14 protein-coding genes are annotated in these 16,106 nt (G+C 72.6%); 5 read left to right on the top strand and 9 right to left on the bottom strand.

What is annotated here, in order from left to right:
• Positions 1–44: 44 nt before the first annotated feature.
• Positions 45–434: a hypothetical protein gene (locus ACFQGL_RS02550; RefSeq protein WP_377504593.1), complete on the bottom strand. Its 390-nt coding sequence runs from the start codon at positions 432–434 to the stop codon at positions 45–47.
• Between the two features lie 43 nt (positions 435–477).
• Here ACFQGL_RS02550 and ACFQGL_RS02545 point away from each other — a divergent pair, with 43 nt between their 5' ends.
• Together ACFQGL_RS02545 and ACFQGL_RS02540 are read left to right on the top strand one after the other, a co-directional pair.
• Complete coding sequence (locus ACFQGL_RS02545; protein ID WP_377504591.1) at positions 478–1,425, top strand: diacylglycerol/lipid kinase family protein; 948 nt, start codon at positions 478–480, stop codon at positions 1,423–1,425.
• Between the two features lie 449 nt (positions 1,426–1,874).
• A complete protein-coding gene (locus ACFQGL_RS02540; RefSeq protein WP_377504588.1) occupies positions 1,875–2,132 on the top strand; it encodes a WhiB family transcriptional regulator in 258 nt (85 codons plus the stop codon).
• A 150-nt stretch (positions 2,133–2,282) separates the two neighbouring features.
• Here ACFQGL_RS02540 and ACFQGL_RS02535 read toward each other — a convergent pair whose 3' ends face one another.
• The 5 genes from ACFQGL_RS02535 to ACFQGL_RS02515 all read right to left on the bottom strand — a co-directional run bounded on the left by ACFQGL_RS02535 (position 2,283) and on the right by ACFQGL_RS02515 (position 6,913).
• Positions 2,283–3,095 carry a sirohydrochlorin chelatase gene (locus ACFQGL_RS02535; RefSeq protein ID WP_377504585.1) on the bottom strand — a complete coding sequence of 271 codons (813 nt, stop codon included), beginning with the start codon at positions 3,093–3,095 and terminating at the stop codon, positions 2,283–2,285.
• A complete protein-coding gene (locus tag ACFQGL_RS02530) occupies positions 3,077–3,838 on the bottom strand; it encodes a phosphoadenylyl-sulfate reductase (RefSeq protein WP_377504582.1) in 762 nt (253 codons plus the stop codon). The genes ACFQGL_RS02535 and ACFQGL_RS02530 overlap by 19 nt, the downstream gene beginning before the upstream one ends.
• Positions 3,835–3,996, bottom strand: a complete 162-nt coding sequence (locus ACFQGL_RS02525; RefSeq protein ID WP_167517323.1) for a hypothetical protein — start codon at positions 3,994–3,996, stop codon at positions 3,835–3,837. The genes ACFQGL_RS02530 and ACFQGL_RS02525 overlap by 4 nt, the downstream gene beginning before the upstream one ends.
• Complete coding sequence (locus tag ACFQGL_RS02520; protein WP_377504579.1) at positions 3,993–5,705, bottom strand: nitrite/sulfite reductase; 1,713 nt, start codon at positions 5,703–5,705, stop codon at positions 3,993–3,995. The genes ACFQGL_RS02525 and ACFQGL_RS02520 overlap by 4 nt, the downstream gene beginning before the upstream one ends.
• 296 nt (positions 5,706–6,001) lie before the next feature.
• Positions 6,002–6,913: an ArsR/SmtB family transcription factor gene (locus tag ACFQGL_RS02515; RefSeq protein ID WP_377504576.1), complete on the bottom strand. Its 912-nt coding sequence runs from the start codon at positions 6,911–6,913 to the stop codon at positions 6,002–6,004.
• Positions 6,914–6,975: 62 nt separating this feature from the next.
• Here ACFQGL_RS02515 and ACFQGL_RS02510 point away from each other — a divergent pair, with 62 nt between their 5' ends.
• On the top strand, positions 6,976–7,983 hold the full coding sequence (locus tag ACFQGL_RS02510) for an aldo/keto reductase family protein (protein ID WP_377504573.1): 1,008 nt from the start codon (positions 6,976–6,978) through the stop codon (positions 7,981–7,983).
• 54 nt (positions 7,984–8,037) lie between these two features.
• On the top strand, positions 8,038–9,555 hold the full coding sequence (locus tag ACFQGL_RS02505) for a glycosyltransferase family 39 protein (protein WP_377504570.1): 1,518 nt from the start codon (positions 8,038–8,040) through the stop codon (positions 9,553–9,555).
• Between the two features lie 162 nt (positions 9,556–9,717).
• Here ACFQGL_RS02505 and ACFQGL_RS02500 read toward each other — a convergent pair whose 3' ends face one another.
• On the bottom strand, positions 9,718–11,322 hold the full coding sequence (locus ACFQGL_RS02500) for a histidine kinase N-terminal domain-containing protein (protein WP_377504711.1): 1,605 nt from the start codon (positions 11,320–11,322) through the stop codon (positions 9,718–9,720).
• Positions 11,323–11,347: 25 nt separating this feature from the next.
• Positions 11,348–12,379, bottom strand: coding sequence for an SIS domain-containing protein (locus ACFQGL_RS02495; protein ID WP_377504708.1), 1,032 nt, complete (start codon positions 12,377–12,379; stop codon positions 11,348–11,350).
• Between the two features lie 190 nt (positions 12,380–12,569).
• Between ACFQGL_RS02495 and ACFQGL_RS02490 the strand changes: the two genes are divergently transcribed.
• Positions 12,570–14,420: a tetratricopeptide repeat protein gene (locus ACFQGL_RS02490; protein ID WP_377504567.1), complete on the top strand. Its 1,851-nt coding sequence runs from the start codon at positions 12,570–12,572 to the stop codon at positions 14,418–14,420.
• A 52-nt stretch (positions 14,421–14,472) separates the two neighbouring features.
• On the opposite strand, the gene ACFQGL_RS02485 is transcribed toward ACFQGL_RS02490, so the two are convergent.
• A complete protein-coding gene (locus tag ACFQGL_RS02485; protein WP_377504563.1) occupies positions 14,473–16,050 on the bottom strand; it encodes an MDR family MFS transporter in 1,578 nt (525 codons plus the stop codon).
• Between the last annotated feature and the right edge of the window lie 56 nt (positions 16,051–16,106).

The raw sequence follows: 16,106 nt of genomic DNA, 5'->3' as shown, positions 1-16,106 counted from the left end.
GCAGCCGTGCGGTCAGCGGCCGTGCGGTCAGCGGCCGGGTGCGCTCACTCGAAGCCGAGGGCGCGCGTCGTCGGAGGGCTGACCAACAGCCAGCCGACGCCCAGGCCGAGCACCATCAGCGGCACGCCCAGCCAGCCCAACCCGGCCTGGATCATGAACCACCCGATCGGCAGCAGCATCAGCTGGAGCACGATCGCCGGGGCCCGTGCGCCGGCCCGACGGCGCAGCAGCGCGCGGCCGAGCGCCCAGAGCGCGACGGCGGCACCGATGGCGAACGCGGTCACCAGCAACGCCGACGGTAGGTCGGTGGTGGTGGCGGTGAGATCGGCCCAGAGCAGCCAGGCGGCGATCAGCCCCACGGCGACCGCCTCCGCCCACAGCAGCCGCACCGCCCAGCGGAGCGTGACGGGAATCGGGGCCGAGTCGATGGTCACGCGCGCCACGATACCTGGGCTACCGGGAGGTACAGTGCCGCCCATGCGGGCCGTCCTGGTGGTCAATCCGAAGGCCACCACCACCAGCGAACGCAGCCGGGACGTGCTTGTCCGGGCGCTGCGCAGCGAAGTCGACCTCAGCGTGCGCTACACCCGTCGACGTGGGCACGCCATGGGGTTGGCGCGCGAGGCCGCCGCGGAGGGGGTCGACCTGGTCGTCACCCTGGGTGGTGACGGCACCGTGAACGAGGTCGTGAACGGTCTGATGACGGCCGAGCCACCGGCCGCCGCCGACGCCACGTTGGCAGAGCGGCTGCCCGCGCTGGCCACCGTTCCGGGTGGCTCGACCAACGTGTTCGCCCGCGCGCTGGGCCTGCCCCGGGAATGGCCGGAGGCGACCAGCATGATCCTCGAAGGACTGCGTCTGGGTCGGCAGCGGACGGTCGGGCTGGGCCGCGCCGACGACCGCTACTTCACCTTCTGCGCCGGGTTCGGCCTGGACGCCGCGGTGATCCACCGCGTGGAGCAGGCCCGTCGGCGGGGGCGCGTCTCCACGCCGGGGCTCTACCTGCGCTCGATCATGAACCAGTACTTCTTCGCCTCGGACCGGCGGCATCCGGCGATCACGCTGGAGCGCCCGGGTGAGCCGGCGGAGGCCGAGCTCGCGACGGTCATCATTCAGAACACCGCGCCGTGGACGTACCTGGGTGATCGGGAAATCAACCCGAACCCGGAGGCGTCGTTCGACCTCGGGCTGGACGTGCTGGCGCTGCGTCAGCTCCGGGTCGCCAGTACGACACGGACAGTGACCCAATTCCTCTCCCGGCAAGCGGATCCGCACGGCCGGCAGGTGTTACGTCTCCATGACACAGCGGAGTTCACGCTGGTCTCAAGCCGCCCGCAGGCGTTCCAGCTCGACGGCGACTACCTTGGCGAGCGGGAGAAAGTCAGATTCGCATCCATTCCCGGCGCACTGAGAGTAATCTGCTAGGTCTCGGGTACTGCCCTAGGTCGACGCGGCCCCACAACTGCATCGGCGCGGTGGCCGCCACACCGAGAGGCAGGTGCCGGAAATGTCAGCAATGTCACGCGGACTGTACTATATTGATCCTCGACAGTGGTACACCGGGTAACCAGGAAAATACTGAAACCCGGACATATGGGTTGTGGGCTTGCTCACCGCCCGGAGTTTTTCCGAGCGTCACCCTTGACATCCCGACTGTTCGTGAAAGTATTCACAAGCGAACTTGAGTTACCGGGACATTGCCTGGATATGCTCGTCAGGTTGAGCTGTTCCAGCAGGTCCCCGGCGCTAACCGCCTGCTCACGCACTGCCGAATGGACGTACGCGAACCGTCACCATCGGCACTGCGGATGCATATAGGAAAAGCACGACAAGCAATAAGTTGCCACCCATCCAGAATGAGGAGTGTTGCCGCCATGGACTGGCGTCACCATGCTGTCTGCCGCGACGAGGACCCGGAGCTGTTCTTCCCGATCGGGACGTCCGGACCGGCTGTCCTGCAGGTCGAGCAGGCCAAGGCCGTCTGCAGGCGCTGCTCCGTGACCGACCAGTGCCTGCAGTGGGCACTCGAGTCGGGTCAGGACGCCGGCGTCTGGGGCGGAATGAGCGAAGAGGAGCGGCGCGCCGTGAAGCGCCGCGGCGGCCTTCGGGTGCTGCGCGCTCACTCTGCCTGATCCCACGACACAGCTGTACGCCCCGGCGGGTCCGCCCGCCGGGGCGTACAGCTGTCCGGGTCTGATCGAGCCCCGCCAATGCAGCACACATCCACGGCATAGGAATACCCGCCGCACCGCTCTTTGCGCACCCGTGAACGGGGACCTCGGTCACACCGTCGGAGTCACCAGGCGCTCGCGGGACCGGCCGTCGACCCGACGCAGCACCAGATCGGCCAACTCCGGGGCATCGGTCAACGGAGCCGCCACCGCAACCGCGCCGGCCGCCCGGGCCACCTCGGTCACCGCATCGTGGAACAGGCCCGGCGCCAGGAAGTAACCGGCCACCGCCACCCGGCGAGCACCGGCCGCACGCAGCCGGGCCACCGCGACGCCGGTCGTCGGCGAGGCCGCCGAGGCGTACGAGACACGGCAGGGCACCCCGAACTCCGCGCCGAGCGCGTCCGCCACCCGACCCACCGAACCGCGCGCCCGGGCGTCCCGGGTACCCGCTGCGGCCAGCACCAGCGCGTCGAAGCGGCCCGGACGCGCCTCTCCGAGCCGGCGACGCAGCCCGGCCAGCAGCGCCGGGTCCACCGCCCCGTCGACCGGGCCGAGCACGTCGGTCACCCGTACCGCCAGCGCTGGCCCGGTCCGTGCAGCGGCCGCGACGGCCGCCGGGATGTCCACCCGCCGGTGGTACGCGGCGGTCAGCAGCAGCGGCACCAGGACCGCGCGGCGGTGACCGGCCACGGCCAGCTCGCGCAATACCTCGGTCGGCCCCGGCTCGGTGTGGTCCAGCCAGCTCGCCAGCACCGGGGTGCCGGGCCGGGCCGCCGACACGGCCCGGGCCAGCGCCCGCGTCGCCATGGCAGCCCGCGGATCACGGCTGCCGTGGGCGACCAGCACCACCGGATCCGCCCCGCCGGCCGCACAGGGCCCGGTCGGGGTCGTGATCGGGGAGATCAGACGTGCAGCCCGCACTCGGTCTTCTCAAACATGGCCCACCGGCCGGCACGCGGGTCCTCGCCGGCCTTGGTACGACGGGTGCACGGCCAGCAGCCGATCGAGCCGTAGCCCTGCTTGAACAGCTCGTTGACCGGCACGTTCCAGCGGGCGATGTACGCGTCCACGTCGCCCTGCGACCAGGCCGCGATCGGGTTGACCTTGACCTTGCCGCGGCGCGGGTCGAAGGTCACCACGGGCGTGTTGGCCCGGGTCGGCGACTCGTCCCGCCGCAGACCCGCGGCCCAGGCGTCGTACCCGGTCAGCGCCCGCTCCAGCGGCTCCACCTTGCGCAGCTGGCAGCAGTCGTCCGGCGACTTGTTGAACAGGCGTGGGCCGTACTGCCCGTCCTGCTGACCGACGGTGAGCCGGGGCCGGATCGACCGGACGTTCACCGGCAGCGTCCGGGCCACCTCGTCGCGTACCCGCAGGGTCTCCGGGAAGTGCAGGCCGGTGTCGAGGAAGACCACGTCCACCCCCGGGGCGACCCGGGACACCAGGTGGGCCAGTACGGCGTCGGCCATCGAGCTGGTGACACAGAACCGGTCGCCGAAGGTCTGCGCCGCCCAGCGGGCGATCTCCAAAGCCGGAGCGCCCTCCAGCTCCCGACCCGCCTGCTCGGCCAGCGCCCGCAGCTCGTCCGGAGTACGCCGGGCCGGATCGGCCGGCGTCGGGCCACCCGGGCCGACCAGGCCCAGACCGGTGGCGGAGACCAGACTCATCGGGTCACCGCCCGCGAGAGCAGCCCGGTGAACTTCACCGAGAACACCCGGGCGCAGGCGTGGCACTCCCAGGCGCCGTGCCCCGCCTCGTGCGGCCGCAGGTCCTCCTCGCCGCAGTACGGGCAGTACAGAGGTGCCGCTCGGTTCTCGCTGCTCATCGCAGGGCCTCCTCGTCGACTCTGATCACCCAGTTGGCGAACGTCTCGCCCGCGCTCCGACCGGCCAGGTAGCGGCGGGCCAGTCGTTCCACGTACTCCGGAAGCTCGTCGGCGGTGGTCTTCAGACCGCGCAGCTTGCGCCCGAATCCGGCGGTCTGCCCCTGGGCCATGCCCAGCCCACCGCCCAGGTGCACCTGGAAGCCCTCCACCTGACGGCCGTCCGGCCCGACCACCAGCTGCCCCTTGAGCCCGATGTCGGCCACCTGGGTGCGTGCGCAGGCGTTCGGGCAGCCGTTGATGTGGATCGAGATGTCCGCGTCGAAGTCGCGCAGCCGCTGCTCCAGCCGGGCCACCAGCTCCTCGCCGCGGGCCTTCGTCTCGACGATGGCCAACTTGCAGTACTCGATGCCGGTGCACGCCATGGTGCCGCGCCGCCAGGCCGACGGCCGGGCCTCCAGGCCGATCCCCCGCAGCGCGTCGACCAGCGACTCCGTCCGCTCCGACGGCACGTCGAGCACCAGCAGCTTCTGGTACGGGGTGAGCCGCACCCGGTCGCTGCCGTGCGCCTCGACCACGTCGGCCAGTTGGGCGAGCTGCCCGCCGGAGACCCGCCCGACCACCGGGGCCGCGCCCACGTAGTGCCGCCCGTCGGCCTGCTCGTGCACACCCACGTGGTCGACCGGCTTCGCCGGCAGCTCCGGTGCCGGGCCGTCAAGCAGCGTACGGCCGAGGTAGTCCTTCTCCAGGACCTCGCGGAACCGCTCCACGCCCCAGTCGGCGACCAGGAACTTCAGCCGGGCCCGGCTGCGCAGCCGCCGGTAGCCGTAGTCGCGGAAGATTCCGACCACGCCGGCCCAGACGTCGGGCACCTCGGCCAGCGGCACCCAGACGCCGAGCCGCTGGGCGAGCATCGGGTTGGTGGAGAGACCACCGCCGACCCACACGTCGAAGCCGGGACCGTGCTCGGGGTGGTCGACGCCGAGGAACGAGATGTCGTTGGACTGGTATGGAGTGTCCACCAGCCAGGAGATCGACGTCTTGAACTTGCGGGGCAGGTTGGAGAACTGCTTGTCCCCGACGTACCGGGCGACGATCTCGTCGACCGCCGGGGTCGGGTCGAGCACCTCGTCGCGGGCCACCCCGGCGACCGGGCTGCCCAGCACGATCCGGGGGCAGTCGCCGCACGCCTCGGTGGTCTGCAGGCCGACCGACTCCAGTCGCCGCCAGATCTCCGGCATGTCCTCGACCCGGATCCAGTGGTACTGGATGTTCTGCCGGTCGGTGATGTCCGCGGTGTCCCGGGCGAACTCCCGGGAGATGTCCGCGATCACCCGCAGCTGGGCGAGGCTGAGCTGGCCGCCGTCGATGCGGACCCGGAGCATGAAGAACTCGTCCTCCAGCTCGTGCGGCTCCAGCACGGCGGTGCGCCCACCGTCGATGCCCGCCTTGCGCTGGGTGTAGAGGCCCCACCAGCGGAACCGCCCGCGCAGGTCCTGCGGGTCGATCGAGGCGAACCCGCGGTGGGCGTAGATCGTCTCGATCCTGGCCCGGACGTTGAGCGGGTCGTCGTCCTTCTTGATCCGCTCGTTGGGGTTGAGTGGCTCGCGGTGGCCGAGCGCCCACTGACCCTCACCCCGCGGCCGGCGCGGTGCCCGGGCAGGGCGGGCCGTCGGGTCCTCGGAACGGGCCGGGATGCTGCTGACCGCCATCGCGGCGTCCTCCGTTGGTCTGCGTTGCCTCGGGACAGGCGCGGAGCGCGGCGGCCGGCCCGGCGAGAGAGCGGGCGGACAACGGTGTCAGAGACAGCCGGCGCGGAGCGCGCCCGAGACAGAATGGTCGGGCGTCGTCAGTGGGCCGGACAGATCGCGCTACGCACGCGGCCGTAATCGACGTGGCGACGAGCCACGAAGCGGCGGACGACAGCGGCGGTCATGGTGCCCATGCTGCCACACCCCATGGGGGCCGGCCAATGTACGCGTGCGGGATCCCACATCACGGGCCCAGGTCAGCCGACCAGCTGGTCACCGAGGACAGTCCGCGCATAACGGACCACCCGCCCCTGGCGGACGCCGGCGACCAGCCCGTTGTCCCGCAGCGTGGTGAGGTGGTGCGACGCGGTCGCCGGGGCGAGGCCCAACATCGCGGCCAACTCGCCGGTGCTCAGCGGCGTGTCGAGCAGGGACAGCGCCGCGGCCCGCGTACCGCCGAGCAGGGCACCGAGCGCGGCGGTGGGCGGCGGCGACTCCCACAGCCCGCCCAGCCCGGCCGGCGGATAGCAGAGGGCCGGCCCCGCATCCCCCTCGATGATCGTGTGCACGGCCGGGCCGGCGAACGCGGTGGGCAGCAGCGTCCACGGGCGTCCGCCGAGACCGTCCGGCCGGGTCGTGCCGACGGCGACCCGCAGTGCCGCGCCGTCCCAGCGGATCGACGGGTGCAGCTCGCGCAACAGGGTCCGGCCGCCCTGCTCGGCCGCGAGGAGCGTGCGCCGCCGGATGTCGGCCAGCGCGAGCGCCCGCAGCCGGGGCCAGTCCGGCGCGATCAGCAGCGTGAAGTACCGGCGAAGCTGCGTGACCAGCTCGTCCGGGGTCAGCCGGGGCGCACCGGCCCGGTCGAGTTGCCGCCGTACCCGCGCCGGATCGGTGCCGGCGACCGCCCGTAACTCGGCCGCCAGGCTCGGCGCCACCCCGATCGGGGTGAGGAAGTCCGGCACGTACCTGTTGGACGATCCGAGCACCGCCAACAACGGTTCGAGGCCGGCACCCGGCAGCAGCCGCTCGGCGCGTTCCCGCCACGGGCGGTGCAGCCAGTACTTCGCCGGCTTGCGCAGCACCCAGGAGCTGGCCACCAGCTCGGCCAGCGGCGAGTGCGCGAACCGGACCCGACTCAGATCGTCGGGGGTGAACTCGACCTCGATCACGCTCGGATTCGACCACGATCGAACGGTTCGGCGACAGCGCTCGGCCACCTGAGGATCCTCAGATGGAGTACAGGCAACTGGGCCGGTCGGGCCTGCGCGTGAGCGCGGTCGCGTACGGCAACTGGGTCACCCACGGCAGCCAGCTCGACGACGACGCGGCGGCGGCCTGCGTGGCCGCCGCGCTGGACGCGGGCATCACCACCTTCGACACCGCCGACCGGTACGCCCAGGGGCGGGCCGAGGAGGCGCTGGGCAAGGCACTGAGCGGCGTACGACGCAGCTCGATCGAGCTGTGCACGAAGGTGTACCTGCCGGTCGGGCCGGGCGCGAACGACTCCGGGCTGTCCCGCAAGCACGTCACCGAGAGCTGCCACGCGTCGCTGGGCCGGCTCGGCACCGACTACATCGACCTCTACCAGGCGCACCGGTACGACGACAGCGTGCCGCTGGAGGAGACGATGACCGCCTTCGCCGACCTCGTACGCCAGGGCAAGGTGCTCTACGTCGGCGCCTCCGAGTGGACCGCCCCGCAACTGCGCGCCGGCCGGCGGCTCGCCGCCGAACTGCACGTCCCGTTCATCGCCAACCAGCCGCAGTACTCGATGCTGTGGCGGGTGGTGGAGGCCGAGGTGGTGCCGGTCAGTGCCGAACTCGGCCTGGGTCAGCTCGCCTGGGCGCCGCTCGCCATGGGCGTACTGACCGGCAAGTACCAGCCGGGTCAGCGGCCCCCGGCCGGTTCCCGCGCGACCGACGGCTTCGGTGGGTCGTTCATCGCCCGCTACTCCTCGGACCTGCTGCTCTCCCGGGTACGCCAGCTCCGGCCGATCGCCGAGGCCGCCAGCTGCACGATGGCCCAGCTGGCCGTCGCCTGGGTGCTGCACCGGCCGACCGTGGCCAGCGCGATCGTCGGCGCGTCCCGTCCCGAGCAGCTCGCCGAGACGGCGGCGGCCACCGCGGTCCGGCTGGACGCCGAGTTGATGGCGCGGATCGACGCCGTGCTCGACGATCTCGTGGAGCGTGATCCGGCGAAGACCGCCCGCCCGAACGACGTGATGGCCGCCTGGCGCTGAACACCTGCCGCAGGCTGAGGCCCGCAACCGCAGTGGCCGTGGCAGGCTCGGATCGTGGGCATATTGTCCGAAAAGTCGACCACGGCGGCGCGGCGCGGCCTGCGCCGCCTCCCGGTCTGGCTCGCACCGGCGCTGCTGACCCTGGCGATCACCGGGTTCGGACTGGGCTCGGCTCAGCTCTGGCGCGACGAACTGGCGACCTGGAGCGCGGCCACCCGGTCGCCCGGCGACCTGGCCCGGTTGGCTGGCACCATCGACGCCGCCACCGGGCCGTACTACCTGCTGATGCACGGCTGGCTCGCGCTCGTCGGCGACTCCACGGTGGCCCTGCGCGCGCCGGCGGCGCTGGCCATGACCGTCGCCGCCGGGTTGGTCGCCGTCCTCGGCGCCCGGCTGGTCGACGATCGGACCGGCCGGTACGCCGGGCTGCTCTTCGCGGTGCTCCCCGGCACCTCCCGCTACGGTCAGGAGGCCCGGCCGTACGCCCTGGCCACCATGTTCGCGGTGCTCGCCACCCTGCTGCTGGTACTGGCGCTACGCCGACCGAGCTGGCCCCGCTGGGCCGGCTACGCGGTCGCCGTCGCCGCGCTCGGGCTCACCCACCTGATCGCACTCACCCTGCTCGCCGCGCACGCGCTGATAGTGCTCGCCGTCTGGTGGCGTGGTCTCGCCGCAGCCGGAGTCGCTGGCCCGACAGCCGCTACGGACGGCGGGACCGGTCCGGAGCGGCGGGTGTGGCGATGGTTGGTCGCGCTGCTGCCGGGGGTGCTGCTGGTCGGCCCGCTGCTGCTCCAGGCCCGTACGCAGCGCTCCCGACAGTTGGACTGGGTCGACCCGGCCCGGCTGGACGATCTCACCGCGCTGCCGGGCGGGGTGGCGCAGAGCAGCGTGGTGGGTGGATTGCTGGTCGGCCTCGCCGCGCTCGGTGCGGCGCGGCTCGGCCGGCGGGGGCTGCTGCCCGGCTGCGCGGTGCTGCTGCCTGTCCTGCTGCTGTTCCTCGCCGGCACGGTCGTACCGCTGTGGGTGCCCCGCTACCTGGTCTTCGTGGTGCCCTTCGCCTGCCTGCTGGCCGGTGCGGCGCTGGCCGGCGTGACCGCGCCGGCCGCGCTGGCCGTGGTGGTCCTCGCCGGGCTGCTCGGCCTACCCGACCAGGCCGCGCTGCGGCGCACCCACGAGTGGCCGCGCAGCGCGGCGGTGGACTACGCCGGTGCCGCCCGGGTGATCGCCGACGGGCAGCGGCCGGGCGACACGATCGTCTACTCGCCCCGGCGGAGCTGGCTCTTCCTCGACCTGGGTATCGAGTACCACCTCAGCGACCCACCACGGGACGTCCTGGTCACCGAGGACGAGGCCCGACGGGGTGATCTGTGGGCCGCCGAGTGCCCTCGACCGACGCAGTGCCTCGCCGACACGCAACGGGTGTGGCTGGTCGTCGCGGGACGGCACACCGATCCTCTGGCCGCCGTACCCAGCGCCAAGGGGGACGCGCTGCGCGCGGCCTTCACGGTCGAGCGCGTCTGGCTGCGCCCCGGCCTGACCGTCGCCCTGCTCACCAGCCGCCCGGGCCACTGACCTACCTCGTCGGCACACTTCGGCGACCGACGTCGTGAGGGGGCATCCCCAGAGCGCACTCGGCCACACCCGCCTCGGTGAGCGATATACCTGTGAGTCATAAATATGCCCCACAGGTATATCGCTCGCCAGCACGTGCCGGGTCGGTCGCGACCGCCCGGGTCAGCCGGCGGACCGACTGTCGTGCGTGGTCCGGGCCAGCGGGACGACCAGCACCGCCTCGGTCCCGCCGTTGGCGCCCGCGCGCAGCTCGATGGTGCCCCGCAGCTCGCCGGTCACCAGCGCCCGGACGATCTGCAGCCCGAGCTTGCTACCGCGCTCGGCGTCGAAGTCGGACGGCAGCCCGCGGCCGTTGTCGGCGACCGAGACGTGCAGCATCTTGCGGAACCGGTGTGCCGATACGACCACTTCCGGCCGCTCGCCCGGATCGGTTCCCGGGACGACCGCGGGCATGGCGACCAGCGCGGTAGGCGGTGCGGCGGGCGGGGCCGGGAGGTCCGCCTCGTCGGCCGGCGGGAAGCCGTGTTCGACGGCGTTGAGCAGCAACTCGTTGAGAACCATCACCAGCGAGGTGGCGATCTCCGCGGGCAGGACCCCGAAGCTGCCCGTCCGGCGCATACCGACGCTCACCTCGGTCGCCGCGACCTCGGTCGCCGCGCTGGCCACCCGGTCGACGATGCCGTCGAACTCGACCGCCTCGTCGCTCGACATGGAGAGCGTCTCGTGCACCAGGGCGATCGAGGCGACCCGGCGGACCGACTCCTCCAGGGCGACCCGGGCTTCCGGCATGGCGACCCGGCGAGCCTGTAGACGCAGCAGCGCGGCCACCGTCTGGAGGTTGTTCTTCACCCGGTGGTGGATCTCCCGGATGGTGGCGTCCTTGGTAATCAGCGCCCGGTCCCGGCGACGGACCTCGGTGATGTCCCGGACCAGCACCAGCGCGCCGATCGGCACCCCTGCGGGCATCAGCGGCAGTGCCCGGGTGAGCATCGTGGCGCCCCGCGCGTCGATCTCCCGCCGGGGTGGCGCCTCGCCGCGCAGCGCGGCCAGGATGCCGTTCGCCGCCTCGGTGCCGTCCAGCGGGTCGCCGGCCAACCGGCGGTGCAGCGCGGCCAGGTCCTCCCCCACCAGGTGGGAGGCGTAACCCAACCGACGGTACGCGGACTGCGCGTTCGGGCTGGCATAGGTGACCTTGCCGCCGGCGTCCAGCCGGACCAGGCCGTCGCCGACCCGGGGCGCGGACGTGGTCTCGCCCGGGTGCCGGGGCGGCGGGAAGGTGCCGTCCGCGATCATCTGGGCCAGGTCGTCGGCCGTGGTCAGGTAGTTGAGTTCCAGCTGGCTGGGGGTACGCGCGGTGGACAGGTTGGTGTCCCGGCCGACCACGGCGACCACCTCACCGGCCTCCCCCTCGGTGGTACGCAGGCGGACGGGGATCGCCTCGTGCCGGGCCGGCACGTCGCCGTACCAGACCGGATCACCCTCCCGCCAGATCCGGCCCTGGGAGTACGCCACCCCCAGGTGAGCCACCTCGGGCCCGCCGACGATCCGCCCCACCTGGTCGTCCTGGTACGCGGTGGGCGCGGTCGTCGGGCGGACCTGGGCGACACACAGGAAGGTGCCGTCGGCGTCGACCGGCACCCACAGCAGCAGGTCGGCGAAGGAGAGGTCGGAGAGCAACTGCCAGTCGCCGGCGATCCGGTGCAGGTGGTCGATGTCGGCCGGACGGAGATGGGTGTGCTCCTCGGCGAGGTCGCGCAGCGTGGACACGGTGACCAGGGTGCCACGCCGCACCTCACATCGTCGCGGTGACCTTCTTCAGCCCGCGCGGCGCGTCCGGGTCCTCACCCCGGGTGAGCGCCAACGCCAGCGCCAGCCTCTGCAACGGCAGGATGTCCAGCAGCGGGGCGTACCGCTCGTCGACCTCGGGGACGGCGAGCCGGGTGGCGCCCGGTACGTCGGCGGAGCCGACCACCACCACGTCGGCGCGGCGTTCACCGAGGCGGGGCAGCACCTCCCCCATCGACCGGCCGCCCGGACCGGAGCCGACCACGGCCAGCACGGGCACCTCCGGGTCGGTCATCGCGAGCGGACCGTGCAGCAGGTCGGCGCCGGAGAAGGCGAGCGCCGGCAGGTACGAGGTCTCCATCAGTTTCAGCGCGGCCTCGCGGGCGGTCGGGTAGGCGTACCCACGACCGGTGGTGACCAGTTGGCGGGCGAACCGATAGCGCGGCGCGAGTTGGGCCGGGGTGTCGTCGGCCAGGGTGCGGGTGGCCAGCTCGGGCAGCGCGGCGAGCGCCTCCCGCTCGGCTGCCGGGAGCACGCCGTCGCCGGCCCGGATTCCCTCCACCAGCATCAGCAGGGCGAGCAGCTCGGCGGTGTACGTCTTGGTGGCGGCGACCGCACGCTCGTGGCCGGCGGCGATGTCGATGCTCAGCTCGGCCACGTCGACCAGCGGGGAGTCGGGGGCGTTGGTCACCGCGAGGGTGAGCGCGCCGGTGGCGCGGGCGGCGCGCAGCACCTCGGCCAGGTCGGGCGAACCGCCACTCTGGCTGACCCCGACGACCAACGCGTCGGACAGGTCGGGTCGGGCGCCGAACAGGGTGACCGCGCTCGGCGAGGCGAGCCCGGCGGGCAGGCCGAGGCGGATCTCGGCCAGGTAGGCCCCGTAGAGGGCCGCGTGGTCGGAGGTGCCCCGAGCGGTGAAGACCACGTGCCGCGGCCGGCGCTCGGCGACGACCGCCGCCACCCGGGCGATCTCCCCGGCGTTGGCGCTGGAGAGCAGCCGGGCGTAACCGGCCGGCTGCTCCTCGATGTCGGCGGCCATTCCGGCCCCTGCACGTGTCACGAGAACTCCCCCCCAGTGCGCGATTGCCGCGCGTTTCCTGCTCAGTCTTGCACTTTTCGATCGGCCCGAGCAATCGAACGAGCATAAGTGCGCAGTAGATCACCACCGTCATTCAATATCAACTAAGCTTCAGACAGCCCGTACCCGGTAGCTGCGACGAGAGGACCACGTGCCCGAGGGAAGGGACGACCCCGCGCTCTCCGCGACCGAGGAGCTGGCCCTGGCTCGGCTCGCGCTCGACGAGGGCGACCTGCACCACGCCGCCGGCCATCTCGCCGGCGCGCTGGCCCGGGCACCCACCCTGCCCGAGGTGCACGAGACGCTGGCCCGGTTGGCCACCGCCGGCGGGGGCGGGCTCGACCTCTTTCCGATCAACCACCACACCTTCGTCGGCGCGGTCGTCGCCCGTGCCCACCTGCTGGCCGCCGCCGGCCGCCCCGCCGAGGGGTTGGAGCTGCTGGCCGCGGCCACCGGCTACGCACCCGGCACGGACTGGGCCGCCGTGCCGTGGGTGACCGCACCCGAACTGACCGAGCGCCTGGACCCGGAGCACATCGCCCGGGTCCTCATGCAGGTGTGCGCCGCGCTGCCCGACCCGGTACCGCGCGCCGGCCGGGGTGCGCTGACGCCGTACGTCGCGCTGGCCCGCAACGCGGTCACCGTGCACCCCGAGAACGGCCTGCTGCTGGGCGCGGCGTCCGCGCTGGCCAGGCGGGTCGGCGAGGTCACGCTCGCGATCCGCTGGGCCACCCGCGGCGTACGGGCGCAGCCGTCGAAGATGGGCGAGGTCTGGCTCGGGTACGCGTACCGCAGCGCCGGCCGGACCCGGGACGCCCTCGCGGCGCTCGCCCGGGCCGTCGCGCGGGACCCCGACGATCTGGCCATCTACGCCGACATCGCCGGCACCCTGGCCGACATCGGCCGGCTGGACGAGGCACTGGAGTGGATCGAGCGGGCGCTGGCCCGGGACCCGTCGTTCGACTGCGCGGTGCACACCGCTCACCGCCTGCGGCATCTGCGCGACGGCAACCTGTCCCACCTGGTGGCGCTCGCCGACTTCGTCCGGGACCACCCGGACGACAGCCACGAACACGCCGACCTGGCCCAGTGCTGCCGGGGCCGGCCCTGGCTCGGGCAGCTCACGCCGGCCGGTGGCCCACTGCTCGACGCGCTGCGCCGGGCGGTCGCCGACGACGACAACGGACTCGGCAGGGCCGTACGCCTGGAGACGGCGGCTCCGCCGAGTGCCGTACGAGTCGTCACGTCGGCGACGCCCGGGCTACGGATCGAGGTCACCGGCGTACCGGAGCCGGACCCGCGCGAGCCTCGGCGGGCGTCCGCCCGGCAGTTGTGGCGGTACGCGGACACCAACCCGACGCCGGCGCTGCCGAAGCCCTCGGCGGCGGCGGTCGAGCGGATCAGGCAGGTCGCGCACCCGGCCTGGCCGCATCCGCCGGCGGCTTACGACGCGGCGGTGGGCCTGGCCGGCCTCGACGTGGCCGACCTGCTCGGGCTGTTGGTGCACCCGCCGGCGGCGCCGGCCAACGCGCTGGGCCGGCTGGTGGCCGCCCAGGACCCGTCGATCTGGGTACGCGGCGTGCAGGTCTGGGCCTGCCTGGGCCTGCTGCACCACCGCACCGACGAGCCGTGGGCGGATTCGACCCGACGTCGGGTGCTGCTGGACCTGGTCTGGGGCGTGGAGGACTGGGTCACCGAGGCGGCGCTGTTCGCGCTGGTCACAGCCGCGTGGGTGGACCCGGCCGTGCGGTCGGACGTGGCCGAGGTGGTGGCCGAGCGGCTGGCCGACGTGGCGGCGGTGGCTCAGGCCCGACCGGTCCCGATCGCCGTCTCGCTGGCCCACCTGGCGCTGGCCACCCCGGACCTGTCCCCGGCAACGGCGGCCCTGGCCACCACGCTGCTCGGCACCGCGCGATCCCCCCGGCTCCCGCGCCCCCGCAACCCCCTGAGCCGCCTCTGGCAACGCCTCACCACCTCCCGACGCCGCACGAACGGCGGATAGCAGGACGCCGCGCCGCCCCCCGGAGGGGACGGCGCGGCGGGGTCGAGCTGGGTCAGGCGACCGGGGCCTTGCCGAGAGCGATCTCGGCCTCCTCCTCCGGGGTGGCCTGCGCCGGCGCCTCGTTCGCGGTGCGCAGCGGGATCTCCTTGATGAACCACGCGAGCACCGGGATCGCGACGGTGAACAGCATCGCCCAGAGGAAGACGTGCGAGATCGAGTCGGCGAGCCCGCCGAGCACCAGCTCGCGCGTCTGGGCCGGCAGCTCCTTGAGCTTCTCCAGGTCCATTCCCGCGCCCTTGCCGCCGAAGGCCCCACCCGCGCCGGAGTCGGCCAGTCGGTTGGCGAAGATCGCGCCGAACAGCGAGATGCCGAACGAGCCGCCGATCGACCGGAAGAAGGTGGCCGCACCGCTGGCCGCGCCAAGGTCCTTCTGTTCCACGCTGTTCTGGGCGATCAGCATGGAGGTCTGCATGAGGAAGCCCATGCCGACGCCGAGCACGACCATGAAGAGCGAGGACTCCAGCTTGCTGGTGCCGAGGTCGAGCAGGGTCAGCAGCCCCATGCCGGCCGTCATCACCACGCCACCGATGATCGGGTACGCCCGGTACCGGCCGTTCCTCGTGATCGCCCGGCCGATCGCCAGCGAGACCACCAGCATGCCGAACATCAGCGGCAGCAGCAGCAGACCGCTGTTGGTCGCCGACGCCCCCTGCACGGTCTGCTGGTAGAGCGGCAGGAAGTTCATCGCGCCGAACATCGCGAAGCCGAGCAGGAAGCCGATCACCGAGATCAGCGCGAAGTTGCGGTTGGCGAAGAGCCCCAGCGGCAGGATCGGCTCCGGGACCCGGCGTTCGACCATGCCGAAGGCCACCAGTGCCACCAGTGCCAGCACGGCCAGGCCGAGGATCTGCGGGGAGGTCCAGTCGTACTCGTTGCCGCCCCAGGTGGTGATCAGCACGAGCGCGGTGATGCCGACCGAGAGGAGCCCGGCGCCGAGCCAGTCGATCCGGTGCTCGGTGCGGTACTTGGGCAGGTGCATGGTGGTGATCAGCACGAGCAGCGCGACACCGCCCAGCGGCAGGTTGACGTAGAACGCCCAGCGCCAGGAGAGGTGGTCGGTGATGAAGCCGCCGACCAGCGGGCCGGCCACCATCGCGATGGCCATGATGCCGGCGATCATGCCCTGGTAACGCCCGCGCTCGCGGGGCGGGACCAGGTCACCGATGATCGCCATCACGCCGACCATGAGGCCACCGGCACCCAGGCCCTGCACGGCCCGGAAGGCGATGAGCTGCACCATGCCGTCCTGCGGTCCGCCGAACATGCCGGAGCCGGCCATGCCACAGAGCGCGGAGCCGAAGAGGAAGATGCCGACCGAGGTCAGGAAGACCGACTTGCGGCCGTAGAGGTCACCGAGCTTGCCCCAGATCGGGGTGGAGACGGTGGTGCCCAGGACGTACGCGGTGACCACCCAGGTGAAGTGGTCCAGGCCGCCGAACTCGCCGACGATCCGCGGCAGCGCGGTGCTGACGATCATGTTGTCGAGCATCGCGAGCATCATCGCGATCATCAGACCGAACAGCACGACCCGTACGTTGGGTCGCACGTCGGCCTGAGTTGCCTGAGTCATGGGTAAGCTCCCCCCGAGAAATACGTTACTTACTTGCCGCCCGGCTAGTCACCTTA

Source organism: Micromonospora vulcania (assembly GCF_042658605.1).
GTDB classification, from domain to species: domain Bacteria; phylum Actinomycetota; class Actinomycetes; order Mycobacteriales; family Micromonosporaceae; genus Micromonospora; species Micromonospora vulcania.
Note: the sequence above shows the minus strand (reverse complement) of the source record. Positions and strands in the feature narration are given on the sequence as shown.

Bases quoted from the DNA above. Each gene is read 5' to 3' on its own strand.
- ACFQGL_RS02545 (WP_377504591.1), top strand. From the start codon at position 478: ATGCGGGCCGTCCTGGTGGTCAATCCGAAGGCCACCACCACCAGCGAA.
- ACFQGL_RS02540 (WP_377504588.1), top strand. From the start codon at position 1,875: ATGGACTGGCGTCACCATGCTGTCTGCCGCGACGAGGACCCGGAGCTG.
- ACFQGL_RS02530 (WP_377504582.1), bottom strand. From the start codon at position 3,838: ATGAGTCTGGTCTCCGCCACCGGTCTGGGCCTGGTCGGCCCGGGTGGC.
- ACFQGL_RS02525 (WP_167517323.1), bottom strand. From the start codon at position 3,996: ATGAGCAGCGAGAACCGAGCGGCACCTCTGTACTGCCCGTACTGCGGC.
- ACFQGL_RS02520 (WP_377504579.1), bottom strand. From the start codon at position 5,705: ATGGCGGTCAGCAGCATCCCGGCCCGTTCCGAGGACCCGACGGCCCGC.
- ACFQGL_RS02510 (WP_377504573.1), top strand. From the start codon at position 6,976: ATGGAGTACAGGCAACTGGGCCGGTCGGGCCTGCGCGTGAGCGCGGTC.
- ACFQGL_RS02495 (WP_377504708.1), bottom strand. From the start codon at position 12,379: ATGGCCGCCGACATCGAGGAGCAGCCGGCCGGTTACGCCCGGCTGCTC.
- ACFQGL_RS02485 (WP_377504563.1), bottom strand. From the start codon at position 16,050: ATGACTCAGGCAACTCAGGCCGACGTGCGACCCAACGTACGGGTCGTG.